The sequence below is a fragment of the Metabacillus mangrovi genome (assembly GCF_009711125.1).
GTDB classification, from domain to species: Bacteria; Bacillota; Bacilli; order Bacillales; family Bacillaceae; genus Metabacillus_B; species Metabacillus_B mangrovi.
In genome coordinates, this window is record NZ_WMIB01000002.1 from 145,533 (window position 1) to 164,947 (window position 19,415).

At 48.8% G+C, this 19,415-nt stretch carries 20 protein-coding genes; all 20 read left to right on the forward strand.

The features are described 5' to 3' along the window. Positions 1 to 12 precede the first annotated feature (12 nt). Positions 13 to 246 (forward strand): acyl carrier protein, encoded by a 234-nt coding sequence (gene acpP / locus GKZ89_RS04760; RefSeq protein WP_155111248.1) that lies wholly within the window; start codon positions 13 to 15, stop codon positions 244 to 246. Positions 247 to 341: 95 nt separating this feature from the next. Then, positions 342 to 1,082: a ribonuclease III gene (gene rnc / locus GKZ89_RS04765; RefSeq protein ID WP_155111249.1), complete on the forward strand. Its 741-nt coding sequence runs from the start codon at positions 342 to 344 to the stop codon at positions 1,080 to 1,082. Positions 1,083 to 1,299: 217 nt separating this feature from the next. After that, positions 1,300 to 4,866 (forward strand): chromosome segregation protein SMC, encoded by a 3,567-nt coding sequence (gene smc, locus GKZ89_RS04770; RefSeq protein ID WP_155111250.1) that lies wholly within the window; start codon positions 1,300 to 1,302, stop codon positions 4,864 to 4,866. Between the two features lie 14 nt (positions 4,867 to 4,880). Further along, a complete protein-coding gene (gene ftsY / locus GKZ89_RS04775; protein WP_162356488.1) occupies positions 4,881 to 5,864 on the forward strand; it encodes a signal recognition particle-docking protein FtsY in 984 nt (327 codons plus the stop codon). A 1,344-nt stretch (positions 5,865 to 7,208) separates the two neighbouring features. After that, positions 7,209 to 7,541 carry a putative DNA-binding protein gene (locus tag GKZ89_RS04780; RefSeq protein ID WP_164502876.1) on the forward strand — a complete coding sequence of 111 codons (333 nt, stop codon included), beginning with the start codon at positions 7,209 to 7,211 and terminating at the stop codon, positions 7,539 to 7,541. A 13-nt stretch (positions 7,542 to 7,554) separates the two neighbouring features. Then, positions 7,555 to 8,898, forward strand: a complete 1,344-nt coding sequence (gene ffh, locus GKZ89_RS04785) for a signal recognition particle protein (protein ID WP_155111251.1) — start codon at positions 7,555 to 7,557, stop codon at positions 8,896 to 8,898. Between the two features lie 91 nt (positions 8,899 to 8,989). After that, positions 8,990 to 9,262: a 30S ribosomal protein S16 gene (gene rpsP, locus GKZ89_RS04790; protein ID WP_155111252.1), complete on the forward strand. Its 273-nt coding sequence runs from the start codon at positions 8,990 to 8,992 to the stop codon at positions 9,260 to 9,262. A 10-nt stretch (positions 9,263 to 9,272) separates the two neighbouring features. Further along, complete coding sequence (locus tag GKZ89_RS04795) at positions 9,273 to 9,503, forward strand: KH domain-containing protein (protein ID WP_155111253.1); 231 nt, start codon at positions 9,273 to 9,275, stop codon at positions 9,501 to 9,503. Between the two features lie 192 nt (positions 9,504 to 9,695). Continuing rightward, positions 9,696 to 10,076: a YlqD family protein gene (locus GKZ89_RS04800; RefSeq protein ID WP_155111254.1), complete on the forward strand. Its 381-nt coding sequence runs from the start codon at positions 9,696 to 9,698 to the stop codon at positions 10,074 to 10,076. Positions 10,077 to 10,086: 10 nt separating this feature from the next. Further along, positions 10,087 to 10,617: a ribosome maturation factor RimM gene (gene rimM, locus GKZ89_RS04805; RefSeq protein WP_155111255.1), complete on the forward strand. Its 531-nt coding sequence runs from the start codon at positions 10,087 to 10,089 to the stop codon at positions 10,615 to 10,617. Then, on the forward strand, positions 10,607 to 11,338 hold the full coding sequence (gene trmD, locus GKZ89_RS04810) for a tRNA (guanosine(37)-N1)-methyltransferase TrmD (protein ID WP_194201622.1): 732 nt from the start codon (positions 10,607 to 10,609) through the stop codon (positions 11,336 to 11,338). The genes rimM and trmD overlap by 11 nt, the downstream gene beginning before the upstream one ends. Positions 11,339 to 11,485: 147 nt before the next feature. Beyond that, positions 11,486 to 11,830: a 50S ribosomal protein L19 gene (rplS, locus tag GKZ89_RS04815; RefSeq protein ID WP_155111257.1), complete on the forward strand. Its 345-nt coding sequence runs from the start codon at positions 11,486 to 11,488 to the stop codon at positions 11,828 to 11,830. A 184-nt stretch (positions 11,831 to 12,014) separates the two neighbouring features. After that, positions 12,015 to 12,566 carry a signal peptidase I gene (gene lepB / locus GKZ89_RS04820; RefSeq protein WP_155111258.1) on the forward strand — a complete coding sequence of 184 codons (552 nt, stop codon included), beginning with the start codon at positions 12,015 to 12,017 and terminating at the stop codon, positions 12,564 to 12,566. 15 nt (positions 12,567 to 12,581) lie between these two features. Then, positions 12,582 to 13,436, forward strand: coding sequence for a ribosome biogenesis GTPase YlqF (gene ylqF, locus GKZ89_RS04825; protein WP_155111259.1), 855 nt, complete (start codon positions 12,582 to 12,584; stop codon positions 13,434 to 13,436). A 72-nt stretch (positions 13,437 to 13,508) separates the two neighbouring features. Then, entirely contained in the window at positions 13,509 to 14,282 is a 774-nt protein-coding gene (rnhB, locus tag GKZ89_RS04830; protein WP_155111260.1) for a ribonuclease HII, read from the forward strand. Positions 14,283 to 14,287: 5 nt separating this feature from the next. Further along, complete coding sequence (locus GKZ89_RS04835; protein WP_155111261.1) at positions 14,288 to 15,709, forward strand: hypothetical protein; 1,422 nt, start codon at positions 14,288 to 14,290, stop codon at positions 15,707 to 15,709. Then, complete coding sequence (locus tag GKZ89_RS04840) at positions 15,706 to 15,981, forward strand: EscU/YscU/HrcU family type III secretion system export apparatus switch protein (protein ID WP_155111262.1); 276 nt, start codon at positions 15,706 to 15,708, stop codon at positions 15,979 to 15,981. Before GKZ89_RS04835 ends, GKZ89_RS04840 begins: the two co-directional genes overlap by 4 nt. A gap of 173 nt (positions 15,982 to 16,154) precedes the next feature. Continuing rightward, positions 16,155 to 17,315, forward strand: a complete 1,161-nt coding sequence (gene sucC / locus GKZ89_RS04845; RefSeq protein WP_035411964.1) for an ADP-forming succinate--CoA ligase subunit beta — start codon at positions 16,155 to 16,157, stop codon at positions 17,313 to 17,315. A gap of 18 nt (positions 17,316 to 17,333) precedes the next feature. Next, on the forward strand, positions 17,334 to 18,236 hold the full coding sequence (gene sucD / locus GKZ89_RS04850) for a succinate--CoA ligase subunit alpha (protein WP_155111263.1): 903 nt from the start codon (positions 17,334 to 17,336) through the stop codon (positions 18,234 to 18,236). A gap of 72 nt (positions 18,237 to 18,308) precedes the next feature. Next, positions 18,309 to 19,190 (forward strand): DNA-processing protein DprA, encoded by an 882-nt coding sequence (gene dprA / locus GKZ89_RS04855; RefSeq protein ID WP_162356491.1) that lies wholly within the window; start codon positions 18,309 to 18,311, stop codon positions 19,188 to 19,190. The last annotated feature ends 225 nt before the right edge of the window (positions 19,191 to 19,415 follow it).

Consider the following 19,415-nt stretch of genomic DNA (forward strand, 5'->3'; position numbering starts at 1 on the left):
GAGGTGAATGCAATGGCAGACGTTTTGGATCGCGTAACAAAGATCATCGTTGACCGCCTTGGAGTCGATGCTTCCGAAGTGAAAATGGAGTCTTCTTTTAAAGAGGACCTCGGAGCTGATTCCCTGGATGTAGTTGAGCTTGTAATGGAACTTGAAGATGAGTTCGATATGGAGATTTCTGATGAAGATGCAGAGAAAATCGCTACAGTGGGTGACGCTGTTAACTACATACAAAGCCAGCAGTAATAGTATGTTGAAGTCCCGCTGAATGACAGCGGGGCTTTCTCCCTTTTTTAGAAGGGAGCCAGTCCCTATACGTTTTGGTAATGATGGAGGTAGCTATGCAAAAGCATACACATTATAAAGAGAGAAAGAACTTTGCCAAAAAGGCGGAAGAATTTAAGAAGTTTCAGCAAAGCATTGGACAAACCTTCCTGAATGAAAAATTGCTCTACCAAGCCTTTACCCATTCATCCTATGTGAATGAGCATCGCAAGAAGCCTTATGAAGACAATGAACGCCTTGAATTTCTAGGCGACGCTGTCCTTGAACTGACCGTATCCCAGTTTCTTTACAGCAAGTATCCGACGATGACAGAGGGAGACCTTACAAAGCTCCGGGCAGCGATCGTATGCGAGCCTTCACTCGTTGCATTTGCGAATGACCTTTCATTTGGAAACCTTATTCTCCTGGGAAAAGGGGAAGAAATGACAGGAGGCCGGGCAAGGCCTGCGCTGCTTGCAGATGTATTCGAAGCTTTTATCGGTGCGCTTTATCTGGACAGAGGGCTTGCGCCTGTAGTGGATTTTCTGGACAAGTACGTGTTTCCGAAGGTAAATGAGGGTGCTTTTTCTCATGTGATGGATTTCAAAAGCCAGCTCCAGGAACTTGTCCAAAGAGATGGCAGAGGACCGCTCGAATACAGGATCCTCTCAGAGAGGGGCCCGGCCCACAGCAGGGAATTTGAAGCGGTTGTGGCGCTGGAGGGCACGGTGCTCGGAACCGGAAATGGCCGCTCCAAGAAAGAAGCGGAGCAGCATGCAGCCCAGGAAGCCCTTTCCAAAATGCAAGCAAAGCCGTAAACAGCCATCCCCGGCCGGCCGGTGCGATCCTCGTGCACGAAATGGATCCGCTGTGCCGGCCCTTTTTTCATTTACAGCAAGATACGCATAAAGCGGGAGCTGACCGGCGGAAGTTTAACTGAAGAACAGGCTTGAAACCTTGTCAGCCCTTCTATTTTTAATAGAAAGATTGTGTTAGAATATGTGTGAATTTAATGATGGCAAGGAGGATCTCTGAATGTTCCTCAAACGATTGGACATAGCAGGATTTAAATCTTTTGCAGATCGGGCAAGCGTCGATTTTGTTAAAGGTGTGACAGCGGTCGTCGGACCGAACGGGAGCGGGAAAAGCAACATCACCGACGCGGTAAGGTGGGTTCTTGGCGAGCAGTCTGCCAAATCACTCCGCGGCGGAAAAATGGAAGATATCATTTTTGCCGGAAGCGACTCAAGAAAAGGTGTTAACCTCGCGGAAGTGACTCTTACTCTCGACAATGAAGACCATTTTCTCCCGATTGATTATCATGAGGTGAGCATCACCCGCAAGGTTTTCCGTTCAGGAGACAGTGAATACTACATCAACAGGCAATCCTGCCGTCTAAAAGATATTGTTGATTTGTTTATGGATTCAGGCCTCGGGAAAGAAGCTTTCTCGATCATCAGCCAGGGTAAAGTAGAAGAAATCCTGAGCAGCAAGGCAGAAGAGCGCCGCAGCATTTTTGAAGAAGCAGCGGGAGTCCTGAAGTATAAAACGAGGAAGAAGAAAGCAGAGCACAAACTGGCGGAGGCCCGTGATAACCTGAACAGGGTACAGGATATCCTGCATGAACTTGAAGGACAGGTCGAACCGCTTAAAGTCCAGGCTTCGATCGCGAAAGATTATTTAGAGAAAAAAGAAGAGCTGGAGCAGATTGAAGTAGCGCTGACCGTTCATGATATTGAAGTGCTTCATGAAAAGTGGACAGGCCTCACAGCTTCAGCGGAAGAAGGCAAGCAGAAAGAAGCGGAGCTCGCAGCTGTTGTGCGTCAAAAGGAAGAAGCCATCAAAGACAGCCGCAGGCATATATCCGCACTTGATGATACACTTGAGGGCCTTCAGCAGATCCTGCTTGAGACGAGCGAAGAGCTTGAAAAGCTTGAAGGAAAAAAAGAGCTCCTGAAGGAACGAAGAAAAAATGCGCAGGCAAACAGAGGCCAGCTACAGCAAAATATCCGGGAAAACAGCGCAAAACTTGAAGTGCTAACAGCTGAACGTGCGTTGGAAGAAGAAAAAGCAGAGCTGCTCTCAGTTGAAATGAAGGCAGCTAAAAAGCTGTTAAAAGAGAAGCAGACCCTCCTTGACTCCCGCAGCCGAAACGTGGAAGAGGAAATTGAACTGCTTAAAAGCGAATATTTTGAAGTGCTCAATCAGCAGACTTCTGCCAAAAATGAAGCAGCTTACATAAAAGATCAGCAAAGAATGCAGTCGGCAAAGCATGAGCGGGCATCTGAGAGCAACAGCAAATACCTGCAGGAGCGCGAAAGACTCATCGAGAGGAAGGACTTCCTCCAAAAAGAACTTGCACAGCTCGAAGAAAAGATGGATGCGCAAGTCGTTTCATTCCGCAAGACCCAAGCCAGACTTGACCAGGAAAAGGACTCGTACGGCAAAAAAGAATCCGCTCTCTATAAAGCCTACCAGTTCCTTCAGCAAACACGCTCCCGCAAGGAAATGCTGGAAGCGATGCAGGAGGACTATTCAGGATTTTACCAGGGAGTAAAAGAAATCCTGAAGGCAAGAGAGCGCTTCAGCGGCATTCATGGAGCGGTAGCTGAACTGCTCAGGACGAAAAAAGAATTTGAGACAGCGATTGAGACGGCTCTTGGCGGATCTTCACAGCATATCGTCACGGAAAATGAAGAAACAGCAAGGAAGGCCATCACCTACTTGAAGCAGAACGCTTACGGACGAGCGACCTTTTTGCCCCTCTCCGTCATTAAGAGCCGGAAGGTCGGATCAGCCGACAAAATGAGGATCAGCGAGCATCCTTCATTTGTCGGCATCGGTTCAGAGCTGGCTGAATACAGTACCAGCTACCAGCTGGTTATGGAAAACCTCCTCGGTTCTGTCATCGTTGCTCAGGACCTTAAAGGGGCAAATGAAATGGCCAGACTCCTTCAGTTCCGCTACCGGATCGTTACACTGGACGGTGATGTAGTGAACCCTGGCGGATCGATGACCGGGGGAGCCCTTAAACAAAAGACTGGCTCCCTGCTCAGCCGGAACCGGGAGACAGAAGCGATTACAGGGCAGCTGAAAGAAATGGAAGAAAAGACTGAAGCGTTGGAACGCGGGGTCAAAGAATTGAAAGCCTCCATTCAGAATCAGGAACTGCTTGTAGAACAGCTGCGGTCTGAAGGAGAAAAGATCCGGAACGAGCTGAATGAAGTCCAGCAGGCAGCAAAAGAAGCTGAGTGGAGCGTTAAAAATGTAAATGACCACTTGACCATTTACGATGCTGAAAAAGAAGCATCTGATCAGGAAAGGGAGAAGTTTGAGAACCGCCTTCTTGAACTGAACACTCTCATCAGCGGTTCAGCTGAAAAGCTCGAAGAAATGGATAAAGAGATTAAGAAGATGTCCTCCATTAAACATACCGAGCAGGAATCAAGATCGGGCCTGGAGCAGGAACTGACCGGGCTGAAAATCTCCCTTGCAGGAAAACAGCAGGCTTTTGAACATGCCTCCGAAAAAGCAGAGCGTCTCCGTTCTGAGACGGATGAAACCGCAAGAAGGCTGAAGGAAGCAAAAGAAGATCTGGAGCTTCTCGCCACTGAAGTAACTTCTAATACAAGCGGAGAGCATACTCTATCGAGAGCTTCCGCAGAAAAGCTGTCCGAAAAGACGAAAACGATTCAAAGCATCGAAGAGAAAAAAGCAGAACGCTCAAGCCTCCATGCTGAGCTTGATAAAATGGAACACGATCTGAAAGAAAACACACGTATATACAAGCAGATGTCTGACTGGCTGAAGGATGAGGAAGTCAGACTTACCCGTCTTGATGTAGAGCTTGATTCGAAGCTGAATCACCTCCGCGAGGAATATCTCCTTACTTTTGAAAGAGCAAAGGAGCGGTACGAGCTGAAGCTTGAACCGGATGAGGCAAGGAGAAAGGTAAAACTGATCAAGCGGGGGATCGAAGAGCTTGGAACAGTCAATCTCGGCGCGATCGATGAATATGAGAGAGTCTCGGAGCGGTATCAGTTCCTTCATGACCAGCGGGAAGACTTAATGGGTGCAAAAGATACGCTTCATCAAATTATTGATGAGATGGATACAGAAATGAAGCGGAGGTTCTCCGAAACGTTCCAGGCGATCCGTTCACACTTTGAGACGGTTTTCCAAGCACTGTTTGGCGGTGGACGGGCTGAGCTCAGGCTCTCGGATCCTTCAGATCTGCTGAACACGGGAGTAGACATTGTAGCGCAGCCCCCTGGCAAAAAGCTGCAGAATCTGAGCCTCCTTTCAGGCGGAGAAAGAGCGCTGACAGCAATCGCTCTGCTATTTTCGATCTTAAAGGTAAGGCCTGTTCCATTCTGTATCCTGGATGAAGTAGAAGCAGCCCTTGATGAAGCGAATGTACACCGGTTCGCGCAGTATTTAAAGCGATTCAGCGGACAGACCCAGTTTATTGTCATCACCCACCGCAAAGGCACGATGGAAGAAAGTGATGTGCTGTACGGCGTAACCATGCAGGAATCCGGGGTATCCAAACTTGTATCCGTAAGGCTTGAGGATTCCAGGGAATTTGCCGAGATGAAGTGAAAGGAAGAGGGAATGTGAGTTTTTTTAAACGGTTAAAAGAAAATTTAACAAAGCAGTCTGATTCAGTATCCAATAAATTCAAAGATGGCCTGACAAAAACGAGAACCAATTTTTCCAGCCGCGTCAACGAGCTCGTATCAAGATTCAGAAAAGTAGATGAAGAGTTTTTTGAAGAACTTGAAGAGATTCTGATCGGTGCGGATGTCGGAGTTGCAACCGTCATGGACCTGATTGATGAGCTCAAGCAGGAGGTCAAACTCCGCAACATCCAGGACCCGGCTGACGTCCGGGACGTAATCTCTGAAAAACTGGTCGAAATCTATGACAACGGCCAGGAGTCATCCACTTCACTGAATCTTCAGGAAGGCCGTCTGAACGTTATTCTCGTAGTCGGCGTGAATGGAGTCGGGAAAACGACGACAATCGGCAAGCTTGCCAATAAATTCAAGAGCGAAGGGAAATCCGTCGTACTGGCGGCAGGCGACACATTCCGTGCCGGTGCCATCGAACAGCTCGAAATATGGGGTGAACGGACAGGAACAGCAGTCATCAAACAATCGGCCGGTTCTGACCCTGCAGCCGTCATGTTCGATGCAGTACAGGCAGCAAAAGCCAGAAAAGCAGATGTTCTCATCTGTGACACGGCGGGCCGGCTGCAGAATAAAGTCAATCTTATGAACGAACTGGAAAAAGTAAAGCGCGTGATTGAACGGGAAATTCCGGGAGCCCCCCACGAAGTCCTGTTAGTCCTGGATGCTACTACCGGCCAAAATGCCATGAACCAGGCCAAGCAGTTCTCCCAGTCGACAAACGTCTCAGGAATCGTCCTCACGAAGCTCGACGGAACCGCAAAAGGCGGAATCGTTCTCGCGATCCGCAATGAACTGGACATCCCGGTCAAATTTGTCGGGCTCGGCGAAAAAATTGATGACCTGCAAGTCTTCAACGCCCAGCAATATGTATACGGCCTTTTTGCAGATCTTGTTGAGGAAGCATGAGGGTTTAGAAAAAAAGAAAGTCCTGCGGGCTTTCTTTTTTTTTTGGATGCGGAGTGGGGTGTGGCGGGCGGCGGGCGCGAAATTTGCCGAATTACGGCGTATTTTGACGGTAAATCGCTATTCGACATTATAATGGAGCTATTCGACATTATAGAGAAGCTAATCGACAAAATAAATGAGCTATTCGACATTGAAGTGAACCAATTCGACAAATGGAAGGTCTGGAGCTCCGCAGTCATCAAAGCTGGGCAAGCCGCCTCCGCTTTTCGTGATGTCCAGCTCCGGCGGCTAGACCCTCGAGGTCATAAGCCATTTCACCTGCGGAAGGGAAAAGCACCTTCCTCCGGTGAACTGTCTTATGCTTGTCGGGTCTGGGTAAGCCGCCTCCGCTTTTCTTGGTGTCTAGCTCCGGGCGCTATGCCGCAGGCCCATTTCACTCCCTCGGTCGAGGCAAAGAGCGCCTCTCGGTCGGGAGCTCCAATGTGCCAGTCGGCATAAGCAAGCGCCCTCCGCTTTTCGTGGAGTCCAGCTCCGGGCGCTATGCCGCAGGCCCACTTCACTCCCTCGGTCGAGGCAAAGAGCGCCTCTCGGTCGGGAGCTCCAATGTGCCAGTCGGCATAAGTAAGCGCCCTCCGCTTTTCGTGGAGTCCAGCTCCGGGCGCTATGCCGCAGGCCCACTTCACTCCCTCGGTCGAGGCAAAGAGCGCCTCTCAGTCGGGAGCTCCAATGTGCCAGTCGGCATAAGTAAGCGCCCTCCGCTTTTCGTGGTGTCCAGCTCCGGGCGCTATGCCGCAGGCCCATTTCACTCCCTCGGTCGAGGCAAAGAGCGCCTCTCGGTCAGGAGCTCCACCGTCCTTCAGAGCTGACCAAGCGCCCTCCGCTTTTCGTGGTGTCCAGCTCCGGGCGCTATGCCGCAGGCCCATTTCACTCCCTCGGTCGAGGCATAGAGCGCCTCTCGGTCGGGAGCTCCAATGTGCCAGTCGGCATAAGCAAGCGCCCTCCGCTTTTCGTGATGTCCAGCTCCGGCGGCTAGCCGTTCGGCCGCTTCGCTCCTTCGGTCGAGGCAAAGAGCGCCTCTCCGTCAGGAGCTCCACCGTCCTTCACGGCTGGGCAAGCCGCCTCCGCTTTTCTTGGTGTCCAGCTCCGAGCGCTAGCTCTTCGTCCGCTTCGCTCTCTCGGTCAGGGCAAAAAGCGCCCTTCGGTCGAGAGCTCCACCGTCCTTCAGAGCTGACCAAGCGCCCTCCGCTTTTCTTTTCGTCAAGATAAAAACTTGACATGTTTGGGCTTAGTGGGTAAACTGTTATTATTGTAAAGGGATTTCACTTAACAAAAGGGGAGAGAGCCGTGATTTTAGAAAAGACTACGCGGATGAATTACCTCTTTGATTTTTATCAGTCTCTGCTGACGTCTAAGCAGAAGAGCTATATGTCTCTTTATTATCTCGATGATTACTCTCTTGGTGAAATAGCCGAAGAATACAGCATCAGCAGGCAGGCCGTTTATGATAATATTAAACGGACAGAAGCGATGCTTGAGCAATACGAAGAAAAGCTGCTGCTGCTTCATAAGTTTCAGAAGCGCAATGCAATTATGAAACAGGTCAGGGAGCTTGTTCCGGAAACGGAGCAAAGGGAACAGCTGCTGGATCTTATTGAAGCGCTGGATAATTTGGAATAAGGAGGCGGTACTGATGGCTTTCGAAGGATTAGCCGACCGGCTTCAGCAGACCATCACGAAAATCCGCGGAAAAGGCAAAGTCTCCGAAGCGGATGTTAAAGAAATGATGAGAGAAGTCCGTTTAGCTCTGCTTGAAGCAGATGTAAACTTTAAAGTGGTAAAGGATTTTGTGAAAAGAGTTAATGAGCGGGCGATCGGCCAGGAGGTCATGCAGAGTCTGACTCCGGGCCAGCAGGTCATTAAGGTTGTTAAGGAAGAGCTTACTGTGCTGATGGGCGGGGAGCAGAGCAAAATCGCCGTAGCTAAAAAGTCTCCAACTGTCATCATGATGGTCGGCCTGCAGGGTGCAGGTAAAACAACGACAACCGGAAAGCTTGCCAACCTTCTCAGAAAAAAGCAAAACCGGAAGCCTCTGCTCGTCGCTGCGGATATATACCGTCCGGCTGCCATTAAGCAGCTCGAAACACTTGGCAAACAGCTGAGTATGGATGTATTCTCGCTTGGAGATCAAGTCAGTCCGGTGGAAATTGCCAGGCAGGCGATCGCCCATGCGAAAGCGGAGCATCATGATTATGTGCTGATCGATACGGCAGGCCGCCTTCACGTGGATGAAAACCTCATGGATGAGCTCTCACAGGTGAAGGAGCTTGCTAATCCGGACGAGATCTTCCTCGTTGTTGATGCCATGACCGGCCAGGACGCCGTAAACGTAGCCCAGAGCTTTAATGAACAGCTTGGTCTCACCGGAGTTGTCCTGACAAAGCTTGACGGGGACACACGCGGCGGGGCAGCCCTCTCCATCCGTGCCGTGACCGACACACCGATCAAATTTGTCGGCCTTGGCGAAAAGCTGGATGCCATAGAGGCTTTCCACCCAGAGCGGATGGCTTCTCGCATCCTCGGGATGGGAGACGTCCTGACCCTGATTGAAAAAGCTCAGGCAAACGTGGATGAATCGAAGGCAAAAGAGCTTGAACAGAAAATGAGGACAGCCAGCTTTACATTTGATGATTTCCTCGAGCAGCTCGGCCAGGTGCGCAGCATGGGGCCTCTTGATGAACTTCTTGGAATGATTCCGGGCGCAGGCAAAATGAAGGGCCTGAAAAATGTACAGGTGGATGAGAAGCAGATCGGATCTGTCGAAGCGATTATCCGTTCGATGACGAAGCAGGAAAAGCAGCATCCTGAAGTCATCAACGCAAGCCGCAGAAAGCGGATCGCCAAAGGGAGCGGTACGACTGTCCCGGAAGTCAACAGGCTGCTGAAGCAGTTTGAAGACATGAAAAAGATGATGAAACAGATGACCAGTATGTCTAAAGGCAAGAGAAAAGGCGGAATGAAGTTTCCATTCATGTAAATTTCAGGCCTGTTAAGAAAAAACACTTTACAAACCAATTATACATTGGTAATATACTATCTTGTGAACTATTTTCGGAGGTGCTTTAATAATGGCAGTAAAAATTCGTTTAAAACGCATGGGAGCAAAAAAATCTCCTTTTTACCGTATCGTAGTAGCAGATTCCCGTTCTCCTCGTGACGGACGTTTCATTGAAACAGTAGGAACTTACAATCCTGTAGCTCAGCCTGCAGAAGTGAAAATTGATGAAGCTTTGGCTCTTCAATGGATGCAAAACGGTGCAAAACCGTCTGATACAGTACGCAACTTGTTCTCATCTCAAGGAATCATGGAAAAATTCCACAATTCCAAACTGAACAAGTAAGATGGATCAAATGGTCGGGTTAATCGAGACAATTGTTAAGCCGCTTGTCGACGAACCGGATGCCGTTTCAGTCGAAGAGGAAGTCCAGAGCCGCACAGTGGTTTACCGGCTTACTGTGAGCAAAAATGACATCGGGAAAGTCATTGGCAAGCAGGGTAGAATTGCAAGAGCGATCCGTTCTGTTGTTTACGCAGCAGGGACACGCTCCTCTAAACGGATTCAGCTTGAAATCAACGATTAACTTGGAAAGGCGGGAGCGAGTCTCCTGTCTTTTTTTGTTCTCAGGATTGAGTATAGCTTGCTTTCCCGGTGCCCGGACTGCAGTATACCAAGGTATGCATCATCGTTCTTTGCAATGTCTCTTCTATGTGCTTCCTTCCAGGACCATGATAATGATAAAATAAAGAGAGTGTGTCCGAAGGGTGGATGGTGGATGAAGATTTTGCAGACGGTGTCAGTCATGCAGGTGCTGACTGAAAAAAGCAAAAGCAAGCTTCTTGATGGGTTTACCTCTAATCGGGAGCAGCTGCTCCGCGAATGCGACCAGCTTTATTTTCAGCTGAAAAAACTTGAGAAAACCAACATTAGCAATGAAATGCACCAGCAATATAAAAAAGAGATCGAAAAACGCAAGGACAAAATAAAAATGGTCGATTTTCAAATTGATCAGCTTCAAACTCTTCCACTTGGAAGTGAATTGAAGGAAACTGAGATGCAGGCGCTTGTCGAACTCGAAGCCGGAGATGCATGGCCCGGCTTGAAAGCGGAACGCTGCATCATCGTAAAAGATGGCATCATAACAGAAATTCGCTGAGGTGATTTTTATGGAAACAAAGTGGTTTAATGTCGGGAAAATCGTAAATACCCATGGAATAAGAGGAGAGATCCGGGTTGTATCCGTAACTGACTTTGCCGAAGAGCGCTACAAGCCGGGCAAAACAATCTTTCTCTTCGGAGAACAAAAAGACCAGCCGAAAGAAGTTGTGATTGACAGCCACCGCAAACACAAAAATTTTGATCTGCTCACTTTAAAGGGCTATCCGAACATTAACGATGTGGAGCCCTTCAAAGGGATGACCATCCGTGTACCGGAATCAGAGCTCGGGGACCTGCAGGAAAATGAATTTTACTTCCATGAAATCATCGGCTGCACCGTCTATACAGAGCAGGGGGAAGAAATCGGAACAGTTAGGGAAATCCTGACTCCCGGAGCGAACGATGTGTGGGTTATCAAACGTCCGCGCCGCAAGGACGTTCTGATTCCGTATATTGGTGAGATCGTAAAAGAAATCGATCCTGCCAGCAAAAAGATTATCATTTCTCTGATGGAAGGCCTTATTGATGATGAGAATTGATTTTCTGTCCATTTTTCCGGAAATGTTTGAAGGTGTGCTTCATCATTCGATTATGAAGAAGGCACAGGAGAAAAAAGCGGTGGAATTCAATGTCATCAATTTCAGGGACTACGCAGACAATAAGCATCAGACTGTGGACGACTATCCATATGGCGGGGGAGCGGGAATGGTCCTGAAGCCTCAGCCGATTTTTGACGCTGTTCATTCTATTAAAAGCACCTCCTCTGCCGATCCAAGAATTATCCTGGTCTGTCCTCAGGGAGAGCGCTTTAACCAGCAGAAGGCAGAAGAGCTTGCAGGAGCGGAGCACCTCGTCTTTATTTGCGGCCATTATGAAGGGTATGATGAGAGGATCAGGGAGCACCTCGTGACAGACGAGATCTCAATCGGGGATTTTGTCCTTACCGGAGGAGAACTGCCTTCCATGACCATAGCAGACAGTGTGGTGCGCCTCCTGCCGGGCGTACTCGGCAACGAGGATTCGCCCGTGCAGGATTCTTTCAGCTCCGGCTTGCTTGAACACCCCCATTATACAAGACCTGCCGATTTCAGGGGCCTGAAGGTTCCAGATACCCTCATATCCGGAAATCACAAGCTGATTGAGGAATGGCGGGAAGAGGAATCGCTGAGAAGGACGGTTGAGCGCAGGCCTGACCTTCTTGAGAGCTTCGAGCTTTCGGACAGGCAAAAAAAAGTACTCGAAAAGCTGAAAAAGAACTGAATTGCAGTTGCAATCTCCTGAAAATCTATGGTAAGATATCTCTTGTGGTTTGCGGAGATTACTTACGGAAATCTGCAGCCTTATTAAGATGTTCCGCTGCAATGAAATGAGATTGGAATGAGCATCTGTTGGAAGGAGTTGAATACGATGCAAAAACTAATTGAAGATATCACAAAAGAACAGCTGAAGACTGATCTTCCTGCGTTCCGTCCTGGTGACACTGTACGTGTACACGTTAAAGTTGTCGAGGGAACACGTGAACGTATCCAGCTTTTTGAAGGTGTTGTGATTAAGCGTCGTGGCGGTGGAATCAGCGAAACATTCACAGTCCGTAAGGTTTCTTACGGTGTTGGTGTTGAGCGTACATTCCCTGTACACACACCTAAAATTGCGAATCTTGAAATCGTGCGCCGCGGTAAAGTACGCCGTGCGAAGCTTTACTATCTGCGTGAACTGCGCGGTAAAAAAGCGCGTATCAAAGAGATCCGATAAATTAGAGAAAGAGCTTGTTCAGACAACAAGCTCTTTTTTTATCGTTTAGCTATAAAAAGGTTCAGCTGCGCCAATCCCGGGCGGAGGCAAAATGCTATTATTGCCAGCAGGCATGCCGCTCATGTTTTAACAAGCTTTGAATGTGCAAAAATAGAATCAGCCGAAAATTGGGATGGTGAGCTGTTTGGCAAAAAATAAAAACGAGCTTTTTGAGTGGCTCAAAGCGATCGGACTGGCCGTTGTGATAGCGCTTGTAATCCGGCAGTTTTTATTTACCACGGTCGTTGTGGACGGAGAATCCATGCTTCCCGCCCTCCATCCATACGACCGCATGATCGTCAACAAGGCGGGATTTGCGGCGTCCGGCCCCGACCGGTTTGAAATTGTAGTCTTTCATGCCTCGGAGGGTGAGGATTATATTAAACGAATCATCGGGCTGCCCGGTGATACTGTGGAGTACAGGCGGGACCAGCTATATATAAATGGAAAGGCTATAGATGAGCCGTTTCTCGAAGATTATAAAAAGCAGCTGATCGACCCCCCGCTCACCGAAAATTTCACACTTAGTGAGGCTGCCGGCCGTAAAAAGGTTCCGGAAGGCCACGTTTTTGTGATGGGGGATAACCGCAGAATCAGCAAGGACAGCCGCCATATCGGAACAGTGCCGGTTTCAGATATTATGGGCGAGGCGAATTTTGTGTACTGGCCGCTTTCGGATATAAGAATCGTAAAGTAGAAAGAAGGTGCCGGCATGGCAATACAATGGTTTCCGGGCCACATGGCCAAAGCAAGAAGACAGGTAACGGAAAAACTGAAGCTTATAGACATCGTCTATGAACTTGTAGATGCGAGACTTCCGCTTTCCTCCAGGAATCCGATGATTGATGAGATCGTTTCATCAAAACCGCGGATTATCCTGCTGAATAAAGCCGATATGGCAGATGCGAGGGTCACGAAGGAATGGCTTTCCTATTTTAAAGAAAAAGGCATCCACGCTCTTCCGCTTGATGCCCAGTCAGGAAAAGGCCTGAAAGATATTTTGCCGCTCTCGAAAATTGTCTTAAAGGAGAAGTTTGACCGCCTTGAAGCGAAGGGAGTCCGCCCCCGGGCCATCAGAGCCCTGATCATCGGGATCCCGAATGTCGGCAAATCCACGCTTATTAACAGACTGGCCAAGAAGAACATGGCGAAAACAGGGGACCGCCCAGGCGTAACGACTGCTCAGCAATGGGTGAAGGTCGGAAAGGAAATCGAGCTTCTCGATACTCCCGGAATCCTGTGGCCGAAATTTGAGGATCCGCTTGTCGGCTATAAACTGGCTGTGACCGGTGCGATCAAAGATACGATATTAAACCTTCAGGATATCGCGGTATACGCGCTGAACTTTTTGAAAGAGAACTATCCGGACCGGCTCAAGGACCGGTTTGGCCTTGAAGACATACCGGATGAGATTGTTCCGCTTTTTGATGAGATCGCAGAACGGAGAGGCGCTGTGATGAGCGGAGGCATCGTGGATTATGACAAAACCTCAGAATTAATCATCAGGGAAATACGGTCCGAAAAACTCGGCCCGCTCTCTTTCGAAAAACCAGGAGAAGAGATATGATAAAGAGGCCTGCCTGCAGCAGGTCTTTATTTTTTGTACATATAACCGATACCAATATAGGGGAAACAGAATATGAAACGAACCGTAAAAGAGATAGAAGCAATTTTGGAACAGGTAAGCAGCAAACAAGATCCTCTTCTGGAAATGTTCATGGCTGATGACCGCATTTCGGTCCGCAGACTGGCAGCGCGGCATGCGGGAAAACTGGAAAAAAGTCAGCAGCTTAAGAAGAAATTTGAGGAACTCAAAGTGTTTGAGACCGCGGCTCTTCAAAAAGGGCACCGCTGGATCGCAGGCATCGATGAAGCAGGGAGAGGCCCTCTTGCAGGGCCTGTCGTTGCTGGAGCAGTCGTGCTCCCAAGCGATTTTTATCTGGAAGGGCTGAATGACTCAAAGCAGCTTTCCGAAAGCAAAAGGGATGCCTTTTATGAAATCATCGTAAAAGAAGCGGCAGCCGTAGGAACAGGGGTTGTGGAGGCAGGGGAAATTGACCGGATCAATATTTACCAGGCTTCGAGAAAGGCGATGAAGCTTGCTGTTGAGAGCCTCCCTGAAGCACCGGATTTCCTTCTTATTGATGCGATGGAGATTGAAACGGACATTCCGCAGGAAAAGCTGATAAAAGGAGATGCGAGAAGCATCTCCATCGCGGCTGCATCAATTGTCGCCAAAGTAACAAGAGACCGGATGATGAGAGAAATAGCAGCCCGGCATCCGGAGTATGGATTTGACCGGAACATGGGCTACGGAACGGAGCAGCATGTCAGCGCGCTTAAACTTTACGGTGCTACTCCGTTTCACCGGAGGACATTCAGCCCTGTTAAAGAAAATCTTCGAACGGAGTGAAATGAATGGATCCGATCAGTGCCGGCCTTCACCACCGTCTGCTGCAGTCCATGCCGCCGGGAAATGAACTGAAGCTTCAGAACGGACAGCTCGTAATGGGCAGAGTAGTGGAGCTTTATCCGAGCCAGCGGGCCCTTCTTCAAATTGGTGCCCATAAGACGCTTGCAGCTGTAGAAGCCCCTCTCATAAAGGGAGCAGAGTATTTATTCAAAGCAGTGGTCTCAGGGGAGAACAGCATTCCGGGACTTAAAATAATCAGAGCACACGGAGGCGGCAGTGGTGCAAATGGAACGGCTGGCGTGGCAGGGGCGGGCTCAAACGTTCATCCACAGCTCTCAGGATGGCTTCTGACGGCCAATATCCCTTTTACGGCTGGAGATATTGCGGCAGCTTCCGAATGGCTTAGATCCGTTCCGGAAGCCGGTCAGCCTGCAGGCATCCTGGCGGCTGCAGAAGCGATCTCCAGGAAGCTGCCGCTGAACAGCCGGACGTTATCCGCTTTATTTGAAGCGTTTAAAGGAGGACGGACCGCGGACGATTTGCAGGAACTGATCAGACTTCTCCCGGATCATAATCCGCGGACTGCTGCATTGAGACAGACAGCAGAATGGCTACTTGATCAGTCTGGAAAAAGGGAGGCAGCGCGTGTTCTTGAAGCTGTTGCAGATGCTTCGATTAACGGCAGCGGACCGAACCGTGAGCTTGCACTCTCAGCTGCTGCAAAGCTGCAGGATCCAGAAAAGGCGCTTGAGATCATGCAGACGCTTAAAAATACCGGACGGCATCCCCTGTTTACAGAGGAGGAAAGCGCGTGGATACTCCGTCAATCTCCGGAACCGGCATCAGCACCAAAGGAGCTGGTCCGTTTGTTTTCCATGTTTGAAAAGATACTCGGTCCTTTCTCCGAAACTGCAAACAGCGGGCAGGCAAAGGAATCTGCCTTCGGAAAGCTTTTGGCGCAAGCTGCTGAAGCAGGAGGCGCTGCAGGTGAAAAAGCAGATCAGCTGCTGCTGAAACTCGAGGGACGCCAGCTGCTTCAAAACGAACAGCCCGGAACGGTTTCGGTATGGCATCACTATCCTTTTAAAAATGACAGAATTCTTACAGATGTACAGGTTCACTACCAGCTGCGGAAAAACGAAGAAGGGGAAGTGGATCCGGCATTTTGCAGGCTCGTATTCTATCTGTCTCTTTCAAGCCTTGGACCGGTAATGGCGGACGTTCAAATCCAAAACCGGATTGTTGCGGCTTCGGTTTATTCAGATAGAGATCTTTCTCCTTATTCATCCACGGCGGGAGCCATATTGAAAAAGCGATTCGAGGATCTGCCGTACAGGTTTTCAGGTATCTCTTTTAAAAGCACGGAACAGGCTAAGGCTGCACCTGTATATCCGCTGCCGGGGAAAGGATTCGATTACAGAATATGAAAGAGCATGAGATACGGAAGGCGATCGCCCTTACATACGAGAGCGGCACACAGAAAGCTCCGAAAGTTACTGCAAAAGGCCAGGGGCTTATCGCTGATGAAATCGTGGATCGGGCAAGGCAGGCAGGTGTTCCTGTCAAAGAGGATGCTTCACTTGCCAGCCTTCTTGGTACACTTGAGCTGAATCAGGAGATTCCGGAGGAGCTGTATGCAGTGGTCGCGGAGATTTTTGCTTATTTGTATAAACTGGACAAAGATTTGGGAGAAAAATAAAACAGGGTGATGCCACAGTTTTTATATTTTCAAAAAAATAATTTCCGCTGAAGAATTATGAATTTTTTGAAGGATTTAAAGATTTTGAGTGGAATGGTAGACAACCAATCAACTATTTTATAAAATGAAAGCGCAGTCTAATTTAGCTGATACATAGGTTAGGAGGATGGGATATGAATATCCATGAGTACCAGGGAAAAGAAATCCTCAGAAAATATGGGGTTGCAGTGCCTAATGGGAAAGTCGCGTTCACTGTGGAAGAAGCAGTCGAAGCAGCGAAAGAACTCGGAACACAAGTAACGGTTGTAAAAGCACAGATTCATGCAGGCGGCCGAGGTAAAGCAGGCGGGGTAAAGGTTGCAAAAAATCTGGATGAGGTAAAAGAATACGCAAGTGAAATCCTTGGGAAAACACTGATCACCCATCAGACAGGTCCTGAAGGGAAAGAAGTAAAGCGGTTGCTTATTGAAGAAGGCTGCGACATTAAAAAGGAATATTATGTGGGCCTTGTCCTTGACCGTGATTCTTCCAGAGTCGTATTAATGGCATCTGAAGAAGGCGGAACAGAAATTGAAGAAGTAGCAGAGAAAACACCGGAGAAAATTTTCAAAGAATCTGTCGATCCGGCTGTCGGCCTTCAAATGTACCAGGCCCGCCGCATCGCATTCAACATCAACATCCCGCGTGAGCTCGTCGGCCAGGCGGCTAAATTTATGATGAGCCTTTACAAAGCGTTCACGGAGAAGGACTGCTCCATCGCTGAGATCAATCCGCTCGTTGTAACAGGTGACGGCAAAGTGATGGCGCTCGACGCGAAGCTGAATTTCGACGCGAACTCTTTGTACCGCCAGAAAGATGTGCTGGAGTACAGAGACCTCGATGAAGAAGATGCTAAAGAAATCGAGGCATCCAAATACGATCTCAGCTACATCTCGCTGGATGGAAAGATCGGCTGCATGGTCAATGGTGCAGGACTTGCGATGGCTACGATGGATATCATCAACTATTACGGCGGAGAACCCGCGAACTTCCTTGACGTTGGGGGCGGCGCTACAGCTGAAAAAGTAACAGAAGCCTTTAAAATCATTTTGTCCGACCAGAATGTAAAAGGGATATTTGTTAACATTTTCGGCGGAATCATGAAATGCGACATCATCGCTGAAGGCGTAGTGGAAGCAACAAAACAGGTTGGCCTGGAAATTCCATTAGTCGTGCGTCTTGAAGGAACAAATGTCGAATTAGGCAAACAGATTTTGAAAGATTCAGGTTTAAACATCACAGCAGCTGAATCCATGGCGGATGGAGCTCAAAAAATCGTTTCTTTAGTAGGCTAAGAAAGGCGGGGGATAAGAATGAGTGTTTTCGTTAATAAGGATACAAAAGTGATCGTTCAGGGTATTACAGGCTCAACAGCCCTTTTCCATACAAAGCAGATGCTGGAATACGGCACGAAAATCGTTGGCGGTGTGACGCCGGGCAAAGGCGGCACAGAGGTTGAAGGTGTGCCGGTTTTTAATACGGTCATCGACGCAAAGAATGAAACAGGTGCGAACGCGTCTGTCATTTACGTTCCTGCGCCTTTTGCAGCTGACTCCATCATGGAAGCAGTCGACGCAGAGCTGGATCTTGTGATCTGCATTACAGAGCATATTCCGGTAATGGACATGGTAAAAGTAAAACGCTACATGGAAGGGAAGAAAACCCGCCTCGTAGGACCAAACTGTCCGGGTGTTATCACTCCGGGCGAATGCAAAATCGGCATCATGCCGGGTTATATCCATACAAAGGGCCACGTAGGAGTCGTTTCCCGTTCCGGAACGCTTACATATGAAGCGGTTCACCAGCTTTCCCAGGCAGGAATCGGGCAGTCTTCCGCTGTTGGAATCGGCGGAGACCCGGTAAACGGCACGAACTTCATTGATGTTCTGAAAGCATTCAATGAAGATGCTGATACGTATGCGGTAATCATGATCGGAGAGATCGGCGGTACTGCTGAAGAGGAAGCGGCTGAATGGGTGAAGGCGAATATGACGAAACCTGTAGTCGGCTTTATCGGCGGCAAAACAGCACCTCCAGGAAAGCGGATGGGCCACGCAGGCGCCATTATTTCAGGCGGTAAAGGGACGGCGGAAGAAAAGGTTAAAACCATGAATGCATGCGGGATAGAAGTAGCAGATACCCCGTCCGTAATGGGAGAAACCCTGATTAAAGTGTTAAAAGAAAAAGGCATTTATGAGAACTGCAAAACTCACTAATATTTAATAGTAGAAACGGGAGCAGATGCTTCCGTTTCTATTGATGTGCAAAAAAACAGAAAGGGTGCTTTTGTGAATCGTTTAAGTGATTTTCTTCTTCTTCTCTCCAGCTGCAGGGGGCTGACCCCGTCCTCAATAAGGAAAATCTTCCATTCTCACTCCTCATACGACCTGATTTCAAAACGGACACCTGCGATCTTTCTGGAAACGGTGCCCGAGTCTTCCCGTCAGGCATTTCTTTATGATTTCCGGAACCTTAAGCCAGCTCATCTCCGTAAGGAACTTCTTGCTTCCGGCATCAGCTTTTTGACCATCCATGACACCTCCTATCCAGACCTTTTAAAACAAATACCGGACCCTCCGCTCTTTTTATTTTGCATCGGAGACACGGGATTGCTGAATGAAAAGCTCCTTTTTGGCGTAGCCGGTGCAAGAAAAGCGTCCCCTTACGGTTTAAAGGCCCTGGAGAAGGTGCTGCCGCCTCTGATCCGCATGAAAATGGTCATCGTAAGCGGCCTTGCTGAAGGGATTGATACAGCCGCCCATGCAGCTGCCATCTCACATGGGGGCCGGACGATTGCTGTGCTTGGCGGAGGATTCCGGCATATCTATCCTGCTTCCAACCGCCAGCTCGCGAAAGCAATCAGCAAGGATCATCTGCTGCTGTCAGAGTATGCGCCGCATGTAAGACCGCAAAAATGGCACTTTCCTGAACGGAACCGGATCATCAGCGGACTTTCAATGGGAGTGCTCGTTGCAGAGGCGAAGCAGCGAAGCGGTTCTCTCATAACTGCTCAGGCAGCGATGGAGCAGGGAAGGGACGTATTCGCCATTCCAGGGAGCATCCTGAGCGGCTTGTCTGAAGGCACTCACGCCCTTATAAATGACGGGGCCAGGCTCGTGACCTGCGCAGAGGACATCTTGGAAGAGCTGCTCGGCCTGCAGTGGGTATAGAGAGAAACTGCTTCAATCCGGGGAGCATGTACGGAGCAGGAAAGTGTGTGTGAATTTTTTGATCATTCACATGAAATACTGGGAGCACTGTACAAAAGTTTTCAAAAGATAAAGAATAAAAGAGGCGTGACCGGGAAATTACTGTTTGACAAACGTATGAAATATATTTAATAATAGTGGGGATTTAACCTGATGAGAGAAAATTGCTTACATTAAGCGTTTATA

Coding starts and splice junctions, on each gene's coding strand:
- acpP (WP_155111248.1), top strand. CDS start 13: ATGGCAGACGTTTTGGATCGCGTAACAAAGATCATCGTTGACCGCCTT.
- rnc (WP_155111249.1), top strand. CDS start 342: ATGCAAAAGCATACACATTATAAAGAGAGAAAGAACTTTGCCAAAAAG.
- smc (WP_155111250.1), top strand. CDS start 1,300: ATGTTCCTCAAACGATTGGACATAGCAGGATTTAAATCTTTTGCAGAT.
- ffh (WP_155111251.1), top strand. CDS start 7,555: ATGGCTTTCGAAGGATTAGCCGACCGGCTTCAGCAGACCATCACGAAA.
- rpsP (WP_155111252.1), top strand. CDS start 8,990: ATGGCAGTAAAAATTCGTTTAAAACGCATGGGAGCAAAAAAATCTCCT.
- GKZ89_RS04795 (WP_155111253.1), top strand. CDS start 9,273: ATGGTCGGGTTAATCGAGACAATTGTTAAGCCGCTTGTCGACGAACCG.
- GKZ89_RS04800 (WP_155111254.1), top strand. CDS start 9,696: ATGAAGATTTTGCAGACGGTGTCAGTCATGCAGGTGCTGACTGAAAAA.
- rimM (WP_155111255.1), top strand. CDS start 10,087: ATGGAAACAAAGTGGTTTAATGTCGGGAAAATCGTAAATACCCATGGA.
- trmD (WP_194201622.1), top strand. CDS start 10,607: ATGAGAATTGATTTTCTGTCCATTTTTCCGGAAATGTTTGAAGGTGTG.
- rplS (WP_155111257.1), top strand. CDS start 11,486: ATGCAAAAACTAATTGAAGATATCACAAAAGAACAGCTGAAGACTGAT.
- ylqF (WP_155111259.1), top strand. CDS start 12,582: ATGGCAATACAATGGTTTCCGGGCCACATGGCCAAAGCAAGAAGACAG.
- rnhB (WP_155111260.1), top strand. CDS start 13,509: ATGAAACGAACCGTAAAAGAGATAGAAGCAATTTTGGAACAGGTAAGC.
- GKZ89_RS04835 (WP_155111261.1), top strand. CDS start 14,288: ATGGATCCGATCAGTGCCGGCCTTCACCACCGTCTGCTGCAGTCCATG.
- GKZ89_RS04840 (WP_155111262.1), top strand. CDS start 15,706: ATGAAAGAGCATGAGATACGGAAGGCGATCGCCCTTACATACGAGAGC.
- sucC (WP_035411964.1), top strand. CDS start 16,155: ATGAATATCCATGAGTACCAGGGAAAAGAAATCCTCAGAAAATATGGG.
- sucD (WP_155111263.1), top strand. CDS start 17,334: ATGAGTGTTTTCGTTAATAAGGATACAAAAGTGATCGTTCAGGGTATT.